This is a genomic window from Paenibacillus sp. FSL R5-0519, assembly GCF_037974275.1.
GTDB lineage: Bacteria > Bacillota > Bacilli > Paenibacillales > Paenibacillaceae > Paenibacillus.
In genome coordinates this window covers 2,409,895-2,430,576 of record NZ_CP150234.1, presented here as the reverse complement: position 1 = coordinate 2,430,576, position 20,682 = coordinate 2,409,895, and the positions used below count along the sequence as shown (strand labels likewise).

Here is a 20,682-nt window from a genome sequence, read left to right as displayed (position 1 = left end):
TCTATTGTAACAAGAATGATAATTATTATCAAGCTCTAATCTGTAAAAATCCTTCTCACCTCTTAAATGCACATTGGACAGATCACCTACGTACACTACGTAAGAAGTCAATCTGCCCTTGACGATTAGAACCAAGAGGTGAATAACAATGCCTGTTAAAAGTGGCACACAGTATCGTGAACGAATTGATGCACAATCCGTCCCTTGCTGGTACAAAGGTAACCTTATTACTGGAAAACGCTCTGAACATGTAGCATTTGCTGGTTTAATGGAGACTCAGATGTACATGTATGATTTGCAATCTGACCCTAAATTTACGGAAACGATGACGTATGCCTCTCCGGCCGATGGAAAACCTGTGGGCATATCGTTCCTTCCCCCAACCAGTGCCGACGACCTCCGCAAACGACGGGAAGGGATGAATATCTGGGCAAATGTCCATCATGGCTTTCTTGGACGCTCACCCGATTACATGAATACAGCCATCATGTCCTTTTACACAGGTGCCGATCTTCTGAGCGAATTGTCTCCCCAATATGCAGAAAATCTCAAGAATTATTATGCCTACTGCCGTGATCATGATATTACGCTATCTCATGCCTTCATTCAGCCTTATGCCAGCAAAATGTCAGGGCAATTGGATGCCACTGAGGATGCTATTGCCGCAAAGGTCGTAGATCGTACCGAAGAAGGTCTCATTATTAGCGGAGCATTTATGATGGCTACACAAGCGGCCACTTCGGATGAGATTTTTGTCTATCCGTCACCTTCTCCTGCCCCATTTGATGACGAAAATCCATTTGCTTTCTCTTTTGCTGTCCCCAATGATCTTCCCGGGATCAGTCTGGTATGCAGGGATACCTATGCAGCCGAATCTCACACCAACTATCCACTGAGTTCCAGATATGAAGAAATGGACAATATCGTTATCTTTGACCGGGTACTCGTTCCACATGAACGAATATTTTTTGCAGGAAGTGAGGAGATGTCCTCACGTCTCTTCAGTGGTAGTAACTTTCATATTCACGCAGGTCATCAGGTATTGTGTCGTTATATTGCCAAGACGGAATTTGTCCTCGGTACGATTCAGCTTCTCACGGATACTCTCGATCTGAATACGGAAGCTCATGTTATTGAGAAAACTGCACGTCTGTTCGCAGGTCTTGAATCATTAAAAGCATTGGCTTTGGCTGCGGAGGCAGGTGCGATACCAGATGGAAGAGGATTTGTATTACCTGCACCCAAACCATTGATGGCAGCCAATCTTCTTTTCCCGAAACTTTATCCTGAGATGATTGAAACTCTGCAACTTTTGGGTTCGAGTGGGGTAATTATGATCCCTCAGGAAGAAGAGTTTCAATCCGATATCGCCCCTTCATTGAATATCTATTTGAAAGGGAACGATATGGCTTCTTATGAACGCAACGCTCTGTTCCGTCTGATCTGGGAACTTGGGGCTGGATCATTCGGAGGCAGACAGACTCAATTCGAACGATTCTTTTTTGGCAATGTCCTTACCGTATCCAATCGATTATACTCCGTATATAACAAAGATCAGACAAATCGTAAGCTCGTTCGTGATTTTCTATCAAATACCAGCAAATAAGAGAACCAAAGATTCATTTTATACCAGATGGTCATAGACCGTCATCAGTTCAGAGGCCGGTCTGCTTGCATCGACATCCCGCAATCCAGGCTGGTCTCCGTAACCGATATGGAATACACCTAACACCTTCTCTGCACTTGTCAAACCCATCAGATTCATAAATACAGGATGTTGCTGATAATCATTGATCTTCCAGACAGCATTCAACCCCTGTTCCGCAGCCAGAATACTGAAACGTTTGCTCCAGGCTTTGGCCGGCAGAAGATTATCCTCACGGGCATTCACAGGCGCTACCACAACCAGATGGGTAGGGATCGCTTCCGTGTACTGATATGTAGCCCAATCGCCGTAACGATCAGCCAGATGGGGTGGATAGCTCTGTCTGACCGCTTCCAAATATAGCTGTCGCCCTTCGCCTGCAAACAACATAAACCTCCAAGGTTCTGAACTCATCACATATAATGAAGGATCTGCTTCATCAAGCAACTTTCGTATAACTGACTGGGGTACTGGCAACGGACTGAATTCACAAGTTCCTGCACGTCTTTTGCCGCTGCTTATATCTTGACTTAGACCGGTAGACATGGCTACTTTCCCTCCTCTATCTGCATGATATATCGTTATCCTTCAACCGCCTTCACATCAACCAAGTTTTCTTCGGTTCAATGGCTTCTGTTCTCCAGCGATCTACCTCTTCGTGTATGCGCACTTTATCACGCGTCGTAAACTGTTCTGACTCCACCACTTCTGCTTGCGGCATGCTATCACGTATCAAGTGAATGTAGTCCATGGAACGAATCAGAGACTGGCGTCCAGGGATATACCTAATTTTGCGTCCTTCCAACAAGCAGTATACCTCGATCATACCCGGTAATTTTCCGAAAGCTTCCCAGCAGAATGCACTAACCATATGCTGAAACGCCTCAACTACGTTAGGATCATGGACAACCATATATTTCTGAATAAGCAGCGAATCCCAGCCTTCTGGTTGCCAGGCCGCCTGAAATATCATCGACAAATGCATGGATAATGAAGGTAACTCCGTTCTCCACTGTTCAAACAGAATGGCTGGATGCTTCAGATCATCGTTCATTGCAATGGCGAGTGACAATTCATCCGTGATCTTGCTCTTCACATCCCAGTAATGGAGAACCGATTCGAAACCATCTGTCTTTCTGGGCCACCACTTCTCAAGTAAATACTGTACAGGTACTTCTTTGCGAACATCGGGGTCCAGGCTATAAAAGGCATTAACCGCATGGCTCACCGCATATTGTACACGGTGCCTCCAATGCAGTGGAGGACGCTGCTCAGACACGAGTTCAGGGCGGATGAACCGGTCTGGGCTGCGCAGCATTTCTTCCAATCTGTAATCTTCAAGCAAGCGGACAGGAAGGTCATTCCTCCCGACCGGCATCGCCGCCTGAATATTATGTCTTAACATGATCTTTAGGACACCTGTAATCCGGCAGCAGCAAAGCGTTTGCCAAAGTCACGGCATGAATCCTTCTCCTGCTCAAGCGGACTGTATTCTATTTTTAACATCTCTGGAGAAACCTCCGCCCCACGCTCTTGCAGCTTGGCAGCAGCGAGATCAACTGCACCACAGAACTGCTCATACGAGGTATCACCACTTCCGAACACCGCGGCTCTCTTCCCGCTCAAGTCAAGCTCATCCAGTTCTTCATAGAAATCCAGGAATTCATCTGGCAACTCCCCGTCTCCCCAAGTGTAGACGCCAATCATGAATCCGTCATAGTCCAATACATCGGATGCATTACAATCCGTTACGGATTTCAGATCCGCCTCGTGTCCTCCCTGTGTAATTCCTTCCACAATCAGTTCTGCAATTTCTTCTGTATTTCCCGTCATGCTCGCATAAGCCACTAACAATTTAGCCATCTATTTTTCCCTCACTTTAGTTGGATCATGTTAATATTCTCTCCAAAGAAAGAATGAATTTGAATTAACAAAATCATATGTGATAATGATTATCATTGTCAAATTAAATTTTGATTATCTCTGTTTTTCAATATATGGCGCACATTGGATTTCAACACAGCTAAATATCCTTCACCCTTTTAAGGTCCAATGTCATACCTTCCTCCAATGATCCCGTCCCCCAACTGGCGTACAAGCCCTTTTTTGTTGTACAATAGTATCCAAATGACTTTTGAAGGATGGATAAATCATTATGTACGTAGCTAAGAATTGGAAGGACTATGAAGTAATCGATACAGGAGGCGGCGAGAAACTGGAGCGTTGGGGAGATGTGATTTTACGCAGACCCGATCCACAGATTATTTGGCCTCTTGAGCAAGAAACCAATGAATGGCGTCAAGTGCATGGTCACTATCATCGCAGCTCTTCCGGTGGTGGTAACTGGGATATGAAAAAGCCCATTCCCGAGCGCTGGACGATCGGATACGAAAACCTGAAATTCCACATTAAACCTACCAGCTTCAAGCATACTGGCCTGTTCCCTGAACAAGCTGCCAACTGGAGTTGGATGATGGATAAAATCTCCAATGCAGGCCGTCCGATTTCTGTCTTGAACCTGTTTGCCTATACAGGCGGTGCAACGGTAGCCGCAGCTTATGCAGGCGCTTCTGTCGTGCATGTAGATGCAGCTAAAGGCATGGTTCAATGGGCCAAGGAAAATGTTCAATTATCCGGACTGGCTGATCGCCCTGTTCGTTTTATTACAGATGATGTATTCAAATTCGTACAACGGGAGCAACGGCGTGGAAATCGTTATGACGCCATTATCATGGACCCTCCTTCTTATGGCCGTGGTCCGAATGGAGAGACATGGAAACTGGAAGAGAACCTTTATCCATTCTTGAAATCATGTATGACAATCCTGTCGGATAATCCATTATTCATGCTGGTTAACTCCTACACCACGGGGATCTCCTCCACGGTTCTGCGCAACATGTTAACCATGACAATGTCTGCTCAGTACGGTGGTGACATTACTGCAGGTGAAATCGGGCTGCCGATCACACGCAGTGGTCTTGATCTGCCTTGTGGTATTCTGGGCCGTTGGGAGTCCTAATCATGTCAGAACATCGGCATGATCATGATGCAATTCCGATTCTGTTTGAAGACAACCATCTATTAGGCATTACGAAGCCGGTCAATGTACCTACCCAGGAAGATGCATCAGGTGATCCGGATTTGCTTACATTGCTGAAACAGGATCTGAAAGAACGATATAACAAACCTGGCAATGTCTATCTCGGGTTGGTACACCGACTTGATCGTCCTGTTGGAGGGGCCATGATCTTTGCCAAGACATCCAAGGCAGCTTCGAGATTGTCCGAGACTGTGCGAGGACGTCATTTCCGTAAAATATATGCGGCAGTTGTACATGGCAAGTTGCCTGCACAACAGGGAACGTTAAAACACACACTCCTGAAGGATGCACGCACGAATACTGTTACGGTTGTACCTAAGGGTACAGCTGGTGGTAAGGATGCCGTTCTCGATTACCGCGTTATTGGGGAGACAGACCGTTACAGCCTCGTCCATATCGAACTGCACACCGGCAGATCTCATCAGATTCGGGTGCAAATGAAAGAAGTTGGCTGCCCTCTGTACGGGGATCAGAAGTACGGTGCAAGCGTGAATAAACCCGGGCAACAGATTGCGCTATGGTCTGTGATTGCAGCCTTCCCCCATCCAGTTACCAAGGAAGAAGTTATTCTGCAATCCTTGCCTGTAAGAGAATTTCCCTGGGCGGAATGGCCTGCTGCAGTGTACCAAAAAGCTTTTGAACAACCTCTATAAATACGTGTTCAAAAAGACTGGTTTTCAGTACCGAGAAGATGGGATGAAGCTAGAAATGGAGTAGCGGAGCGTAGGAAAGCTACGTGAGCAACGGACATTTCGGCTGAATGCCATATTCGATGCTGATGATGCCGATAGGCATCCTTTGTAATCAAAAGTGGTGTTTTGGAACAACCTCTATAAATACACAGGATCAGGTTAGATCTGTCTATACAACGTGTCGTTCAGATTCTGTATCTGACGACACGTTTTTTAATATTTCCAGCTATATGCCTAAGATACAGAGAGGAGACATTTTGATGACCCCGTTTACCAAACAAGTCATTGCGATTATTGCGGCGATTCCAGAAGGCAAAGTGATGACTTACGGTCAGATTGCAGCCCATGCCGGTAGTCCAAGAGCAGCGAGACAAGTCGTACGAATCCTGCACTCGATGAGCCGCAAGGAACGTCTGCCCTGGCACCGTGTCGTCAACGCAAAAGGCGAAATCTCCATACCGGATGAACACTCGCGCATGATGCAGGAAACAGAACTGATTAGCGAAGGTGTGGAGTTCCAACTAAACGGAACCATTAATCTCAAACGGTTCGGACATGAGCCCGATCCTGTATTTCTTCTCGATCCAACGATCCAGCCCGAATAAGACGACTCTCCTACTCCTCATATCGCGTAACACCAAAAAAAAGAACTCAGGCAGTTAGGGGCTACCCCTTTTCAACTGCTAGAATTCTCTTTTTTTAGCTTTTATCTGATATTTGTTATGCGGTAGCCGTCGCTTTTTCCTGTTCTACAGTAACAGGTTCAACAGCTGGTTTCGTTTTACGAATAAAGAACGCCATAATTAAAGCAACCACGGTCATTCCGGTAGCCACGATGAATGCATAGTTAACACCATATATTGTTGCATCTGCTGTAGCAGCTATCATCGCTGTCTTATCAGTAGGATCAACCTGACCCGCAGCCACTGCATCGGCCAGATGTGTTTTGAGCTTGCTGCTCATGATGGTAACAAGAATGGCTGTACCGATCGCTCCGGCAACCGTACGCAATGTGTTGGACATCGCTGTACCATGCGCGTTCAGACGTTGAGGCAGTTGATTCAGACCTGCTGTCTGGATCGGCATCATCAGCATCGACATACCGAACATACGAGCCGTGTAGATAAACATCATGTAACCGTAAGTCGTGTCGATGGCCAGACGACTCAGTCCAAATGTTGTAATCGCCGTAATGGCAAGACCTGCAACTGAAAGCCAGCGAGCGCCTACCTTATCAAATATACGACCCGTGATCGGAGACATGATCCCCATCAATATCGCACCAGGCATCATCAGAAGTCCCGATTCAATAGGTGAGAAACCACGAATGTTTTGCAGGAAAATTGGAAGCAGGATCATACCTGCAAACATCGCCATCGTCACAAGCATATTGATGATTGTCGTTAAAGAATACATATTGTACTTGAAAATACGGAATTCAAGGAGCGGATGATCTGTTGTCAATTGACGAATAACGAACAGAATCAGGGAAATCGCACCTACCACGAGACATCCAATGACAATTGCACTGCCCCATCCATCAGTACCCGCATCACTAAATCCGTAAAGCAAACTACCAAAACCAAGTGTAGATAAAATAACGCCTGGATAATCCAGTTTAGGTCTGGACTGGCGTGTTACGTTTTTGACAAAAGCAATACCAATTGCCGTTGCAATAATAGAGAATGGCAAGATGATGTAGAACAATAATCTCCAGGAATAGTGCTCAACTACATAACCTGAAAGTGTAGGCCCAATCGCAGGAGCCAGAATCATCGCGATCCCCATGGTTCCCATGGCCTGACCACGTTTCTCAATCGGGAAGATGGTCAGGAATACAACGGTCATCAGAGGCATCAGGATACCTGCACCCGCAGCCTGAATGACACGACCCACCATCAGAATCGTAAAGGTTGGACTAAGACCACAGACTAACGTCCCTATGGTAAAGAGAGTCATGGCTGTAATGAAAATTTGACGAGTTGAAAATTTCGCAATCAGATATGCCGTAACCGGAATCAGTACACCGTTGACGAGCATGTAACCCGTGGTTAACCATTGGGCTTTGTTTGCATTGATCGCGAGGTCTTCCATAATTTTAGGAAGAGCTACGTTCATCAGGGTTTGGTTCAGGAATGCCACGAAGGCACCAATTAACAATGCCGCTACAATCGGGCCTTTCTTGATGTTGTCCATCGCGGAGGATGGAGCTGCAGCAGTAGTCGTGCTCATATGTTGTTCATCTCTCTTCCTTGTAACTTTTCAATCATTTGACTATGAATTCTAAGTAGGTGCTCAAGGTCTTCCTTCGATATATCCAGAATGGGTGACACTCTCTCCATCCACAGATGGTGGGTTTCCTGTTGGGCCTGCTCCCCTTTATCCGTGATCTGAAGTTTAACAGATCGGCGGTCAGCATCAGAACGTGTCCGAACGATATACTCGCCCTTGACGAGCCGCTCCACAACAGCACTCATGGAACTGCTGCCCATATGGCATAGCTCAGCTACTTCGTTGATGCCGATGGAAGGACGCTCCCTCAGGATGGATAACACCATAAACTGAATCGAAGTCAACTCGATCTCCTTGTTTTCATTCCAGAATGCTCGAAAAAGCATTTGATTCACTTGGCGGAACGAATTGATAATATAGAATACTTCATACGTATCAGTCATTGTTTCACCCTTTTACTTATGGAATATAATATTTCGTACACGAAATATCAGGGGAACAATTATTTATTATAACAAAAATATTTACATAGTCAACTCTTTACATATGAAATACCAAAATAATATTAGTACATACTAACTGTGTTCAAACCATGCCTTTAATAATCAAGTGACCTGGACACAATGTGTATGATATGTAATTTGTAAATAAAATAACCATAGGGTTCCTGCATGAAACGAGCAGGTACGCCTATGGTTACTCAGAAGAATCAGCTTTGTATTATACCGAAGTGGATAATGCAGGCTCTTTCGTTTTAGGTGTTGTCATTTTGCCTAACAGATATACCAGCAATTGTTGATTGTGCATCGATATGTTACTGAGAACAGAGTTCATGAATTCATTGCGGATGGTAATCCCCCGCTCTGTTTCCATTCTTCCTTTATCGGAAAGAGAAACCCAGACAATGCGTCGATCCTGATTATCCCGATTCCTGCGAATCAGATCATTCTTTTCCATACGATCGAGCAGCATGGTTACGGCAGCTGGCGTAGTCGCCAGATAAGGAATAAGATCCGAAGGTTTCATCTTCTGATGATCCTCAAGCACCTCCAGGACAGCTAGCTGAGCCTCCGTCAATGAGGGGGCCAGCTCTTGATCCATATGCAGTTTATAATCTTTGGTTAGTCTGGACCAGCACTTGGCAAAATCGGAATTATACATCTTGCATCGCTCCTCTCTGCAACCGGTTATCACTTCACCTGCTTAAGTTTTCGCCCTCCAAAGCCGCATTCCTGCTGCCTTTTTTCATTTTCCTAGCGATCGACCGTAATCGACGAAGGTTGTTAAACTTCGCATGGATGTGCTCTTCTAATCCGCCTTCGAACAACAAAAAAAGACTCTTCGCATGACAGGATTAGCTGCGCTGCGAAAAGTCTTTTCTGCTTACTCTTTATCAAGTTGATGCTGGCTGATTCTCATTGAAGTCCCTCAGAAGTTCAACGATCTCGTCCTGTTTATCCACAGGAACGAGCAGTTTGCCAATATGTTTGCGTTCCGTAATCGGAACACCTTCCGAAGAGATCGGATGCACGTGGCCTTCCTTGGTCATGACAGTGATGTTGCGTTGCTCTTTGCAATAAAAAGCGCCAACAATACGACTGCCATTCGGTTTCACGCGTTTGCCTTCCTTGAACTCGAATGTGGCAAGTCCCTTGCCTCCACGACTCTGCACAGCATAATCCAGCAGTAATGAACGTTTACCATATCCCAAATCGGACAACACGGCAACTTCACCTTCATCTCCTGCAACCCATAGGGCGGATACAACTTCATCTGTATCTCTCAACTGAATGCCACGAACACCACCGGATACACGTCCCATTGGATTGACCTCATCCTCACGGAAACGAATCGCCATGGCTTCTTTTGTAATCAACATAATATCTTGGTCACCCGTACTCAGATGTACAGATAACACTTCATCGTCCTTACCCACTTTACAAGCTGCAACTGCTCCGGAACGTTTGGTAACGTAATCCTTCAGTTCCGTCCGCTTCACCTGCCCTCTTCGTGTAACGAAGACTAGACTGTGATTCGGCTCTTCAAAGGATTTCACAGCAAGCACACTTGCAATACGGTCGTCTTTCGCAAGAGGAATGACGTTCACAATGGCTGTGCCCGGGTCTTTCCACTTGAACTCAGGTACCTGATGGACAGGTAACAGGAAATACTGACCTTTCCTCGTAAAGACAAGCAGATTCTCAAGCGTATTTACTTCCAGAACCTGAGCGATATAATCGCCGTCTTTTACACCACTTCCGCTCCGTTCACCACCAGAACGTGTAAAGGACTGCATGCCTGTACGTTTCACATATCCTTCTCTGGATAACGTAACAAATACATCTTCTGCATTCACAAGTACTTCGAGATTAACCTTGAGTTCTTCCACTTCACCCTGGATCGCAGAACGACGGTCTATACCGTATTTCTCACGAATCTCCATCAATTCCTTGCGGATGACTCCGATAAGCTTGCGGTCACTATCCAGAATGGATCGTAATTGCGCAATCTTTTTCATCAGATCACCGAGTTCCTTCTCCAGAGAATTAATCTCCAGATTCGTCAAACGATACAATTGCAAAGTAAGGATGGAATCCGCTTGACGTTCCGTGAACCCAAACATCCACATCAGGTTATTTTGAGCATCCTGCCGGTTCTTAGACGCTTTGATCGCTGCAATGACCTCGTCAAGGATGTTAAGAGCTTTAACCAAGCCCTCCAGCACATGTGCACGGTCTTCCGCTTTCTCCAGCTCAAACCGGGTACGGAATGTTACAACTTCCCGCTGATGGGCAATGTAAGCCTCCAGAATTGATTTCAATCCCATTTGCTGTGGTGCTTTATTCACAATCGCAACCATATTGAAGTTATAAGTGACCTGAAGGTCGGTTTTCTTCAGCAAATAAGCCAAAATACCTTGTGCGTCCGCTTCTTTTTTCAACTCAACCACGATTCGCAGACCTTCACGTCCGCTCTCATCACGCACTTCGGCAATACCTTCGACCTTTTTCTCAAGTCTAATGTTCTCCATCGCTGTAACCAGACGCGACTTCACGACTTGATAAGGAATTTCGGTAATGACAATTTGCTGTTTGCCACCGCGCATATTTTCAATCTCGGTTTTGGACCGGATGTAGATCCGTCCTTTACCTGTGCGATAAGCATCCAGGATGCCGTCACCGCCCATAATCAGTCCGCCGGTTGGAAAGTCTGGACCCTTCATGAACATCATGATCTCGTCCAACTCAATCGACGGCTTCTCCATCACAGCGATGGAAGCATCAATGACCTCACGCAAGTTGTGTGGAGGAATCTCCGTTGCAAACCCTGAGGAGATACCGCTGACACCATTAACCAGCAAGTTCGGATAACGGGATGGCAATACAACCGGTTCTTTGGCCGTATTATCAAAATTATCCTTAAACAGCACCGTCCGTTTCTCGATATCGCGAAGCATCTCCATCGCGATGGGCGACAAACGGGCCTCCGTATACCGCATCGCCGCTGCCGGGTCATCATCCTGTGATCCCCAGTTACCATGACCGTCCACGAGCATATGGCCCATTTTCCATGGTTGAGCCATCCGCACCATGCCCTCATAGATGGAGGAGTCACCATGTGGATGATAATTACCCATTACGTCACCAACGGTTTTGGCAGACTTGCGGTAAGTCTTGTCAGGCGTATTACCTGAATCGTACATGGCGTACAGAATACGCCGTTGTACTGGCTTCAATCCATCCCGGACGTCCGGAATGGCTCGATCTTGAATAATATATTTGGAGTAGCGACCGAAACGGTCCCCTACGACCTCTTCGAGAAAGGCCGGCATAAATTGTTCTGATGGACTCATTCCAAGCACCTTCTATTCTTCGTACTCTGTAAAGTCGACGTTCTCTACAATCCAGCGTTTCCGCGGATCAACCTTATCACCCATGAGCGTAGATACACGACGTTCTGCTTTTGCTGCATCAACAATCTGTACCTTCAGCATCGCACGAGTTTCCGGATTCATTGTTGTCTCCCACAGTTGATCCGGATTCATCTCACCAAGACCTTTATAACGTTGAAGCTCAACATTATTACCGAATTCCTTCATATAATTCGCCAGTTCTTCATCCGTCCATGCATATCGAACACTCGCGAGCTTACCAGACTTACGAGTAAGTTTGTACAATGGCGGCTGAGCAATATATACTTTGCCTGCATCAATTAAAGGCTTCATATAACGATAAAAGAAGGTCAACAACAGCACCTGAATATGTGCGCCGTCCGTATCCGCATCGGTCATAATGATAATTTTGGAATAATTGCTGTCTTCAACTGCAAATTCGGTTCCTATGCCCGCCCCGATCGCCGCGGTTATGGCGCGGTACTCTTCATTTTTGAGAATGTCCGCCAGCTTCGATTTTTCCGGATTGAGCGGTTTTCCCTTGAGGGGCAGAATCGCCTGAATCTTCGAGTCGCGTCCCTGTTTGGCAGAACCACCCGCGGAATCACCTTCGACAATAAACAACTCATTTCGGGTAAAATCCTTGGATTGCGCCGGCGTCAACTTGCCGTTCAGGTTGGAACTTTCACTGCGTTTCTTGCCTGTACGCATATCATCACGTGCTTTGCGAGCTGCTTCTCTGGCTCTGGAGGCTTGCACCGCTTTGCGAATTAACGTTTGCGCTACCTGCGGGTTTTCTTCCAGGAACCGCTGGATATTCTCGGACACGACCGAATCCACAGCACTCCGCGCGGTTGCGCTACCGAGCTGATCCTTCGTCTGACCTACGAACTCAACCTCTGACATTTTGACACTGATGACGGCCATCATGCCTTCACGCAGATCATTACCTTCGAGGTTTTTATCTTTTTCCTTAATCATGCTGGTACGCCGTGCGTAATCATTCATTACACGGGTATACGCAGCCCTGAATCCGGTCTCATGAGTACCGCCGCCCCGAGTAGGGATCGAGTTCACGAATGAAGCCAGTGTTTCCGTATAACCCGCGTTATACTGGATTGCCACTTCGACTTCAATGTCATCCTTCTCCGCATAGAAGTGAATAACATCATGCAGCACATCTTTATTTTCGTTAAGAAAAGCAACAAACTGGCTTGCTCCGCCTTCATACATGTATTCATCCTGATTGCCCGAACGTTCGTCCTTGAGCACAATTTTCAAACCTGAATTCAGAAAGGCAATCTCCTGAAGGCGTTCTGCCAATGTATCATAATTAAATTGAATGCCATTCTGGAACACCCGAATATCCGGTTTGAATGTCACTTTCGTACCTGTCCGATTGGTATTGCCCAACACTTCGAGACCGGAGACCGGTTCACCGACATGTTCAATCCCTTTTTTGTCCTTCCAATACTCGAATCGCTGACGATGAATCTTGCCATCACGGAAAATCTCGACTTCAAGCCACTCGGACAATGCGTTTGTAACTGACGCACCTACACCGTGCAAACCGCCTGATTTTTTGTATCCTGATCCACCGAACTTTCCGCCTGCGTGCAAAATCGTAAACACGACCTGGGGAGTAGGAATCCCTGTTTTATGTATACCTGTCGGAATTCCCCTTCCGTTATCCTGAACCGTAATAGAACCGTCCTTATGCAGCGTGATATCGATTTTGGAGCAGAATTTGGCGAGATGTTCGTCGACAGCGTTGTCGACAATTTCCCATACCAAATGATGTAAACCCGAAGTGCTGGTGCTGCCGATGTACATCCCCGGCCGTTTCCGTACTGCTACCAACCCTTCAAGTACTTGAATGTCGTCCGCGTCGTAGCCTGAAGACCCCTGTCCTCCGCCTGTCGAACCTGCCGACATATCGATTTGCTCGACCATTCATGCTCCCCCTTCTTAACTTGCAACTAAAAAATGCTTAAAATGCAAACAGATGTTTTCTTATCCTTGTCCATTTTAATTCAAGATATCCCGTTTCGTAAAGACAAGGAATGACACAATGAGTGAAGCAACGCCCCAAACACTAAGCACAATAAGAGAAAAACCTAAATTCATACCCTCGATTGGCGGTAACCCACCTGACAAATAATCAGGAAGTTCGAGGTTAACCATGAACAGATATTTCGCTGTTTGCCAAGATGCAGCCATACTTGTCAAGATAGTTCCTGCAATCAGAGCGGCCATCATAATCACGATACTTGCAGCTGTACTTCGCACAAGTACGGATACCATAAATGCTAGCATAGCCACGATTACACTCACAAACCAGATCAGTCCTGCCTGCATAAGCATATACTGCCACTGGTCTACAGCATGCACTGCCGACATATCTACATCGGTTCCCACAACTTTGAATCCTGTAAAGATTGGCATGTTGAAGCCTTTGTAGCCAAAGACCGCACCCGATATGACGTAACATATAATGTAGGCTGATACCACGATGATCGAAACAAACATAATCAGTGTAATTAATTTGCTCAGAAGCACTTTCCAGCGCCTAACCGGACGCGTTAAAAGCATTTTAATCGTACCTGTGGTACGTTCACCTGAAACAAGATCTGAAGCAATAGCCATGATTAACAGTGGAATAAACAATCCAACTGCATTGTTCATGAACTCCCGTGTAAAGGTAACACCACCCGGTTCTTTGGGATTGATGTCATTTTCGAGATAATACTGCATCTGCTGGATATACACGGTTCTATATTTCTTGTACTCTTCAGGTACCCGATCGCTCCCGAGCGAGTTTTGATTGTCTGTAATGGCCTGTTGCAGTTCAAGCCGCCAATCGCCTCCGAATTTGTCACGATTATTCTCCGCAGATTTCATCTGGGCATACGTAAACATCGGTACCAGGATCGCAAGTACAATAAATATAATATAAAGCCGTTTTTTCTTCACCATCTTAATCGTTTCATTGCGAATCAGCGGCATGATATTACTCAATGGATTCACCTTCTGTCATTTTTAAGAATAGTTGTTCGAGCGTAGGCTGAATTCGCTGTACCCCTTCAACCTGTACACCAGCTTGAACCATCTGCTGTACCATATCAGGAATTCGATCTTCATGCATCTCGGCAACCACAGCGTTGGGACCAAGACCCGCAACAATCGTATCATCCATTACATCCGCAGGTCGACTTACCAGAGCAATGCCTGCATCCATTAACATTTTTTGGCCTTGCTCCAGTGGGGATACATGCCATATCGCCAACTTGGAATGATCTTCAATCAGTTCGCTTACGCCTCCAACGGCAAGCACACGTCCCGCACTGATAATTGCGACTCTGTCACAGAGAAGCTGGATCTCACTTAACAAGTGACTGCTGACAAATACAGCCATGCCTTCACTCGCAAGTTGTTTAATAAAGACACGAAGTTCCTTAATTCCTTTTGGATCAAGACCATTCGTCGGTTCATCCAGAATGAGCAGACGAGGCCGCCCAAGTAACGCTTGTGCAATACCGAGCCGCTGACGCATACCAAGGGAGTAGGTTCTGACTTTATCATGAATACGCTGATCCAATCGTACAATATCCACAACTTCCTGGATACGATCATTGTCCACTCCCGGTTGCATGCGAGCAAAATGTTCCAGGTTCTCCCATCCGGTCAGATAGGTATATACCTCAGGATTTTCAACAATGGAGCCTACATACTTCAAAGCGCGCTCAGGGTCCCGATTCACATCATACCCACAGACTTTAATTTTCCCTTCTGTCGGTTTGATCAGGTCCACGAGCATCCGTATTGTTGTTGTTTTCCCAGCACCGTTAGGACCGAGAAATCCAAAGATTTCACCGGGTTTCACGTCAAATGTAACGTCTTTAATGATCCACTTGCGCCCGATCCGCTTCTTCAGATGCTGTACAGACAGGACGGAATCATACTGCTGCTCTGCCATTTATTTTCCGCTCCCTTCTGCCGGTGTATCCGCCTGGAATTCCTGTGCAATCCGAACTGCAATTTGCTCATAACCTTGGCCGTTTGGATGAAAATGATCTGACGAGAGATACTCCCCCAGATGATTTTCAAATAAATCGAATGTAGGGACAAGTGTCATCTTATCCTCATTGTTTAAAATAGCCAGTGCAGCATCGTTCCAAGCAGCAACAACCGCATTCCCTGGCTTCTCCAATTCTTTCACATCACCAAATGGATTGTACAACCCTATGTACGCAATCTGTGCATCGGGATTGATTTCTTTGACTTTCTTCAAAATCTCTTGAAGGCGTTTTGACGTTTCCGGTAAAGCCGCTGCCAGCTGCTCTGCTGTTGGCGGATCTTCCCCCTGTAGAACTTGCCCTCCCTGGAACAGATCATTCGCGCCAATGGATAGCAAAATAAAATTGGACTGCTGTAGGACGTAACGCACCCCTTGCTCATCGAGTTTTTCTAATAAAGCATCCGTTCTCAACCCGTTTACACCCAGATTATTTAGAACCTGAACATCATATCCTTTATCTTTAAACAAGTTCCCTGCACGTCTCACAAAACCAAGTCCCTCATCATCCCCCGTACCTCTTGCCAAGGAATCACCGATGACGGCCATCCGAATCTTGCCATCTTCCACTACGGCCGGTTCACCTTCCTTATCCTTAGATGGAGCAGTTGCCTCCTGGCCTGTAGTTAACGCTGAATCTCCCTCGGGGAAAATCACGTCTTTTATAGCGTATCCAAATCCAAATAACAACAGCAAGGTTGCCAAGATGGATACTGTACTGACGGTTCTCCAGATCCATGGTGCTGAATCAAGGCTTTTTTTCTTTTTCATCATCACATCTCCGCTCATGTACACCAGTCTGGGTGCTTAATAATTTATAATGACTTTACATCAAGGCGTGTCTGAAAATCCGCCTGCTTCGGAGTTTTCAAGACACGCCTTGATGATGCTATTCCTAAATAACATAAATGTTCTGTCGTTAATTTGCAAATTTTGCCGCTACATTCGCAGAATTCATTTTCTATATGTCATTTAACGGAAAAAAGGTTATGCCATACACAGATTTCAACTGTGCTGGCATAACCTTTTGATATACAAATTTTTATTTACTTCATTATAATTACTTATTTACCGATAAACTCTTGAGCCCAGTATCCGTTGTAGAACCCTACACCGATATGTGTAAAGTTTTTGCTCAGAATATTGGCACGGTGTCCTGCACTATTCATCCAGGCTGTTACAACTTCCTGAGGTGTTTTTTGTCCTTTGGCAATGTTCTCACCTGCATAGCTGTAAGTTACTCCGAATTGTTTCATCATATCAAACGGAGAACCATACGTCGGTGACTGGTGATCAAAATAGTTATTGTTGCTCATATCTTTTACTTTGGCTACAGCTACTTTGTCCAGAAGAGCATCTGAAGTCAGTGCGCTCAGACCTGCTTTGGCACGCTCAGCGTTCACAAGCTTTACAACTTGCGTAGCAAAGTCGGATTGTGTGCTTTCGCTGCCATTATTACTTGTATTGTTACCGGTATTACCTGTGTTTGAAGAATCTTTAGCTGGCGTGGTTGCCGGTTTTTCTTCTTGTGTTGGTTGTGCTGGTTTAGCCGGTTGCTCAGGCTTAGTTGTTGGCTGAGTTGGCTTTGTAGTCGGCTCAGCAGGTTTGGTTGGTTGATCAGGCTGCGTAGCAGGCTTCTCTACAATTTGTCCCTCGGATACAGTGTATCCGTTTTGTTTGAGCCACTGTTCGATATATGCTTTCAGGCTGTCTGTACTTGTAATTTTATACGTTGTGGTAGTCTTATATGTTGAATCTGCAGCAGACGCGGAAGCAGGAAGCATTACACCTACGGCCAATACGGCTGTCAGACTACTCGTTACGACAGTTTTCATCCATTTCTTTTTCAAATTCATTCATCTCCTTAAAATTAGTTATTACAACTTTGTAATGAATACTCTAGCAGTATATCAATTCAACAAGAGATTGTGAACCTATAAAATATGGAAAAGTAACTTTTTTGTCATTTTTTAGCCATAAAAAAAAGACATTCGGACTAACAAAGCTAGTCGAATGTCGCTTCACCATTTATTTATCAGTCACTACAGCAGAACATGCAGATCAGGATATCATGAGAATTTAATGTTGTAGGATAGACCTTTTTATACTATAGAAGAACCTTACTGAACCGATAGCCTCTCTTCTGAAAACCAATGTGCTCATAAAAAGAGTACGTTGTTGACGTCACTTCACGGTTCGCACCCGTGACAAACAGTTGTTTACCACCTTGCTGTCTGCCCCAATCTTCGGCTCGAGCCATCAGACGACGGCCAATACCACCACCACGATGTTCTTGACCTACAATCAGGGAAGTAATTTGTGCGGCAGGTTCTGGATAGGCATGACTTTGCACACATTGCAAGCCAATCACACCAATAATTTGTTCATCCACTTCGGCAACAAGCATGCATGCGTTTGGATTGGTTTCCAAACATTCGATGCGTTCTTTCATGACATTAGCTGTTGTCGGATAGCTGACCTCTCGCATCAATCCTGTTACCGCTTCAGCATCTCGCAGTTCACACTCTCGGATCATCAGTACAGGGGCCTCAACATTATTGGACATGATTTACCTCCACTTTCAGCATATTAGCGGCTTGCACCGCTGTTTTACGAGCTTCTTCCACATCTTGGCCAGCACTTAGCGCTACAGCCATTCGGCGTCCTACCTTCGTCTCAGGTTTGCCAAATACACGAATCTGAGTACGAGGAAGAGCCAGTGCTTCTTCAATCCCGCCTACAGTAAAGTCAGATGTTTCATCATTAGCTTTCAGCGTTGCTGAAGCTCCCGGTGTCAACAGATGTACACCTGTGACCGGAAAACCAAGAATTGCACGTACATGCAGCGCAAACTCGGAACTGTCTTGCGTCACCATTGTAACCATACCTGTGTCGTGCGGACGAGGAGATACCTCGCTGAACACAACACCATCCGATGTTAGGAACAATTCCACTCCAAACAGTCCATAGCCGCCAAGTTCATCCGTAACGGATTTGGCAATATGACAAGCCTGTTTCCATTGCTCAGGAGTCATTGCATGAGGCTGCCACGATTCGACATAATCCCCATCCTTTTGAATATGGCCAATCGGAGGACAAAATACGGTGCCTGATACAGACCTGACGGTAAGTAATGTAATCTCACTATCAAATTGCACAAAGCTCTCCACGATGACACGAACGGATTTGCCACGAGCTCCCGAAAGAGCAATGTTCCAGCAATCCTCCACATCCCCCGGTGTACGGCATACACTCTGCCCTTTGCCGGAAGAACTCATCAATGGTTTAATGACACAAGGTGTGCCAAGCTCACGTACGGCTTCCTGAAGTTGTTCCAGGTTGTCCGCAAAAAGGTAATCAGCTGTCGGAAGTTTCAATTGTTCGGCTGCAAGACGACGGATGCCTTCGCGATCCATCGTTAGACGTGCAGCACGGGCAGTAGGTACTACACAAAATCCCTCTTCCTCAAGCTCCAGTAAAGCTTCTGTTGCAATAGCTTCAATCTCAGGTACGATGTAATGAGGTTTTTCTTTACGGATCAATTGTTTCAAAGCTTCGGCATCCAGCATGTCGATGCAATAAGACCGGTGCGCGACCTGCATTGCAGGTGCGTTCTCATAACGATCAACAGCGATCGTCTCTACTCCCAGTCGTTGGGCCTCAATAACGACCTCTTTTCCCAATTCTCCACTGCCTAATAGCAGCATTTTTTTGGCTTGAGCCGTAAAAGGAGCACCCCACATGTTCTTTCCAATCCTCCCAAAGAGAAATCTTCTATATATCTGTCTCTCTATTTTCGGGGTTTTGGTTAAAGATTGCAAGAGTGCTCCCTATTTTTCTTGTGAATTTTACAAGATTTTTTGTGTTTTTTCGATCAAATTTTACAATTACCGCTCACAGATTCGATACTCTTTCCATTCCTCCCAGAATTAAGGAAAAGTTAAAAGGGAAGATTTTAATATTTCAGAGAATCGGGGTGCACAAACAAATCCCAAATTTAAAATCTTGGGATTTGTCGATTTTTTTCTCTGAAAATTTCATTATGTGAGGAAACGTAAGCCATCTTGGGTGCGTCTGGAGTCATGTATTGCTTCGCACTATTGACTGCAACAATCGCATCATTAAAGGCTCCGGCAATGAGTCTGACTTTGCTCTCGTGGGTCGAACAGTCCCCTGCTGCATAAACACCTGGAAGGCTCGTCTGTGCATGGTGGCTCATTCGAACCATTCCATCGTCCATCTTCAGCCCACAACTTGCCAGATCACTTAAATTGCTTTTATATCCGTGACTAACAACGACTTCATCCACTTCCAACACGACATTGGCCTGACTTTCCATATGCGTAATCACAACCTGCTGGATTCGCTTACCATTATTATGAAGCTGCGTGATGCTGTATGGTGTTCTCACATCCGTTATATTGTTCATCTCACTGACATTTCGTTCCATTGCACGGAACTCATTATTCCGGTGAATTACAACTACACTGCGAGCAAGTTGAGCAAGTTCAATTGCCCAGTCTACTGCACTGTTGCCTCCACCCGAAATGAGTACACGCTTCCCGGAAAAATGTTCTGGATTTTGCACGGTGTAATGAAGATTCTCTTGCTCATATTCAATCGGCTCCTGAAGCTCCAGCTTCTGAATCTCTGCTATACCACGGCCTACTGCAACAATGATCGTACGAGTATAATGTATCTCTCCTTCAGTGGTATACATCCTCCATATTCCGTTATCCATTCGAGTGAACCTTTCCACTTTACAATTCAATTCTACCGTTGGGTTAAACGTATTGGCCTGCTGAACAAGCCACTCGATCAACTTCGAACATTTCATAGGCGGCAGACCGCCTACATCCCAAATTGTTTTTTCCGAATAGGTGTGCAGAAAACCACCAAGCTGGTCTTTACCTTCAATGATCTTTACTTTCATATCACGCATCCCTGCATAAAAAGCCGCATACATGCCGGCAGGTCCGCCTCCAATGATGGTTACATCGTAGATATCTTCTTCATTCATCTTGAACACACCCTGTTAATTTAGTT

The 20,682-nt window shown here is 45.6% G+C and carries 19 protein-coding genes; 4 read left to right on the top strand and 15 right to left on the bottom strand.

Annotated elements, in window-relative coordinates; translation table 11 throughout:
* The first annotated feature begins 148 nt into the window (after positions 1-148).
* Positions 149-1,606, top strand: coding sequence for a 4-hydroxyphenylacetate 3-hydroxylase N-terminal domain-containing protein (locus tag MKY73_RS11135; protein ID WP_339307412.1), 1,458 nt, complete (start codon positions 149-151; stop codon positions 1,604-1,606).
* Positions 1,607-1,624: 18 nt separating this feature from the next.
* Here MKY73_RS11135 and MKY73_RS11130 read toward each other — a convergent pair whose 3' ends face one another.
* From MKY73_RS11130 to MKY73_RS11120, 3 genes are read right to left on the bottom strand one after another with little or no spacing between them, the layout of a single operon-like run.
* Positions 1,625-2,191 carry a nitroreductase family protein gene (locus MKY73_RS11130; RefSeq protein WP_339256068.1) on the bottom strand — a complete coding sequence of 189 codons (567 nt, stop codon included), beginning with the start codon at positions 2,189-2,191 and terminating at the stop codon, positions 1,625-1,627.
* Positions 2,192-2,243: 52 nt separating this feature from the next.
* Positions 2,244-3,050 carry a hypothetical protein gene (locus MKY73_RS11125; protein ID WP_339307410.1) on the bottom strand — a complete coding sequence of 269 codons (807 nt, stop codon included), beginning with the start codon at positions 3,048-3,050 and terminating at the stop codon, positions 2,244-2,246.
* A gap of 5 nt (positions 3,051-3,055) precedes the next feature.
* A complete protein-coding gene (locus MKY73_RS11120; RefSeq protein ID WP_339235037.1) occupies positions 3,056-3,508 on the bottom strand; it encodes a flavodoxin in 453 nt (150 codons plus the stop codon).
* Positions 3,509-3,800: 292 nt separating this feature from the next.
* Between MKY73_RS11120 and MKY73_RS11115 the strand changes: the two genes are divergently transcribed.
* The 3 genes from MKY73_RS11115 to MKY73_RS11105 all read left to right on the top strand — a co-directional run bounded on the left by MKY73_RS11115 (position 3,801) and on the right by MKY73_RS11105 (position 6,042).
* A complete protein-coding gene (locus MKY73_RS11115; protein ID WP_017687801.1) occupies positions 3,801-4,664 on the top strand; it encodes a class I SAM-dependent methyltransferase in 864 nt (287 codons plus the stop codon).
* Positions 4,665-4,666: 2 nt separating this feature from the next.
* Complete coding sequence (locus tag MKY73_RS11110; RefSeq protein ID WP_339307408.1) at positions 4,667-5,398, top strand: RNA pseudouridine synthase; 732 nt, start codon at positions 4,667-4,669, stop codon at positions 5,396-5,398.
* Positions 5,399-5,697: 299 nt separating this feature from the next.
* On the top strand, positions 5,698-6,042 hold the full coding sequence (locus MKY73_RS11105; RefSeq protein ID WP_339307406.1) for an MGMT family protein: 345 nt from the start codon (positions 5,698-5,700) through the stop codon (positions 6,040-6,042).
* A gap of 115 nt (positions 6,043-6,157) precedes the next feature.
* Here MKY73_RS11105 and MKY73_RS11100 read toward each other — a convergent pair whose 3' ends face one another.
* The 12 genes from MKY73_RS11100 to MKY73_RS11045 form a co-directional block, all read right to left on the bottom strand.
* Entirely contained in the window at positions 6,158-7,669 is a 1,512-nt protein-coding gene (locus MKY73_RS11100; RefSeq protein ID WP_124116268.1) for a DHA2 family efflux MFS transporter permease subunit, read from the bottom strand.
* Entirely contained in the window at positions 7,666-8,112 is a 447-nt protein-coding gene (locus MKY73_RS11095; RefSeq protein ID WP_062835118.1) for a MarR family transcriptional regulator, read from the bottom strand. The genes MKY73_RS11100 and MKY73_RS11095 overlap by 4 nt, the downstream gene beginning before the upstream one ends.
* Positions 8,113-8,389: 277 nt before the next feature.
* Complete coding sequence (locus MKY73_RS11090) at positions 8,390-8,830, bottom strand: MarR family winged helix-turn-helix transcriptional regulator (RefSeq protein WP_253438342.1); 441 nt, start codon at positions 8,828-8,830, stop codon at positions 8,390-8,392.
* A 232-nt stretch (positions 8,831-9,062) separates the two neighbouring features.
* Positions 9,063-11,522, bottom strand: coding sequence for a DNA gyrase subunit A (gene gyrA, locus MKY73_RS11085; protein ID WP_339307404.1), 2,460 nt, complete (start codon positions 11,520-11,522; stop codon positions 9,063-9,065).
* 12 nt (positions 11,523-11,534) lie between these two features.
* Complete coding sequence (gene parE / locus MKY73_RS11080; RefSeq protein ID WP_253438346.1) at positions 11,535-13,514, bottom strand: DNA topoisomerase IV subunit B; 1,980 nt, start codon at positions 13,512-13,514, stop codon at positions 11,535-11,537.
* Between the two features lie 75 nt (positions 13,515-13,589).
* Positions 13,590-14,579 carry an ABC transporter permease gene (locus MKY73_RS11075; RefSeq protein ID WP_339307402.1) on the bottom strand — a complete coding sequence of 330 codons (990 nt, stop codon included), beginning with the start codon at positions 14,577-14,579 and terminating at the stop codon, positions 13,590-13,592.
* Positions 14,572-15,537, bottom strand: coding sequence for an ABC transporter ATP-binding protein (locus MKY73_RS11070; RefSeq protein WP_339235050.1), 966 nt, complete (start codon positions 15,535-15,537; stop codon positions 14,572-14,574). The genes MKY73_RS11075 and MKY73_RS11070 overlap by 8 nt, the downstream gene beginning before the upstream one ends.
* The gene (locus MKY73_RS11065; RefSeq protein ID WP_339307400.1) at positions 15,538-16,410 is read right to left on the bottom strand and encodes a GDSL-type esterase/lipase family protein; all 873 of its coding nucleotides are present in this window, start codon (positions 16,408-16,410) and stop codon (positions 15,538-15,540) included.
* A gap of 290 nt (positions 16,411-16,700) precedes the next feature.
* Complete coding sequence (locus MKY73_RS11060; protein WP_339307398.1) at positions 16,701-17,486, bottom strand: CAP domain-containing protein; 786 nt, start codon at positions 17,484-17,486, stop codon at positions 16,701-16,703.
* A 257-nt stretch (positions 17,487-17,743) separates the two neighbouring features.
* Entirely contained in the window at positions 17,744-18,202 is a 459-nt protein-coding gene (locus tag MKY73_RS11055) for a GNAT family N-acetyltransferase (protein ID WP_253438357.1), read from the bottom strand.
* The gene (gene purT, locus MKY73_RS11050) at positions 18,192-19,379 is read right to left on the bottom strand and encodes a formate-dependent phosphoribosylglycinamide formyltransferase (RefSeq protein ID WP_339235059.1); all 1,188 of its coding nucleotides are present in this window, start codon (positions 19,377-19,379) and stop codon (positions 18,192-18,194) included. The genes MKY73_RS11055 and purT overlap by 11 nt, the downstream gene beginning before the upstream one ends.
* Positions 19,380-19,633: 254 nt before the next feature.
* Positions 19,634-20,656, bottom strand: a complete 1,023-nt coding sequence (locus MKY73_RS11045; RefSeq protein ID WP_339307396.1) for an NAD(P)/FAD-dependent oxidoreductase — start codon at positions 20,654-20,656, stop codon at positions 19,634-19,636.
* Positions 20,657-20,682: the final 26 nt, after the last annotated feature.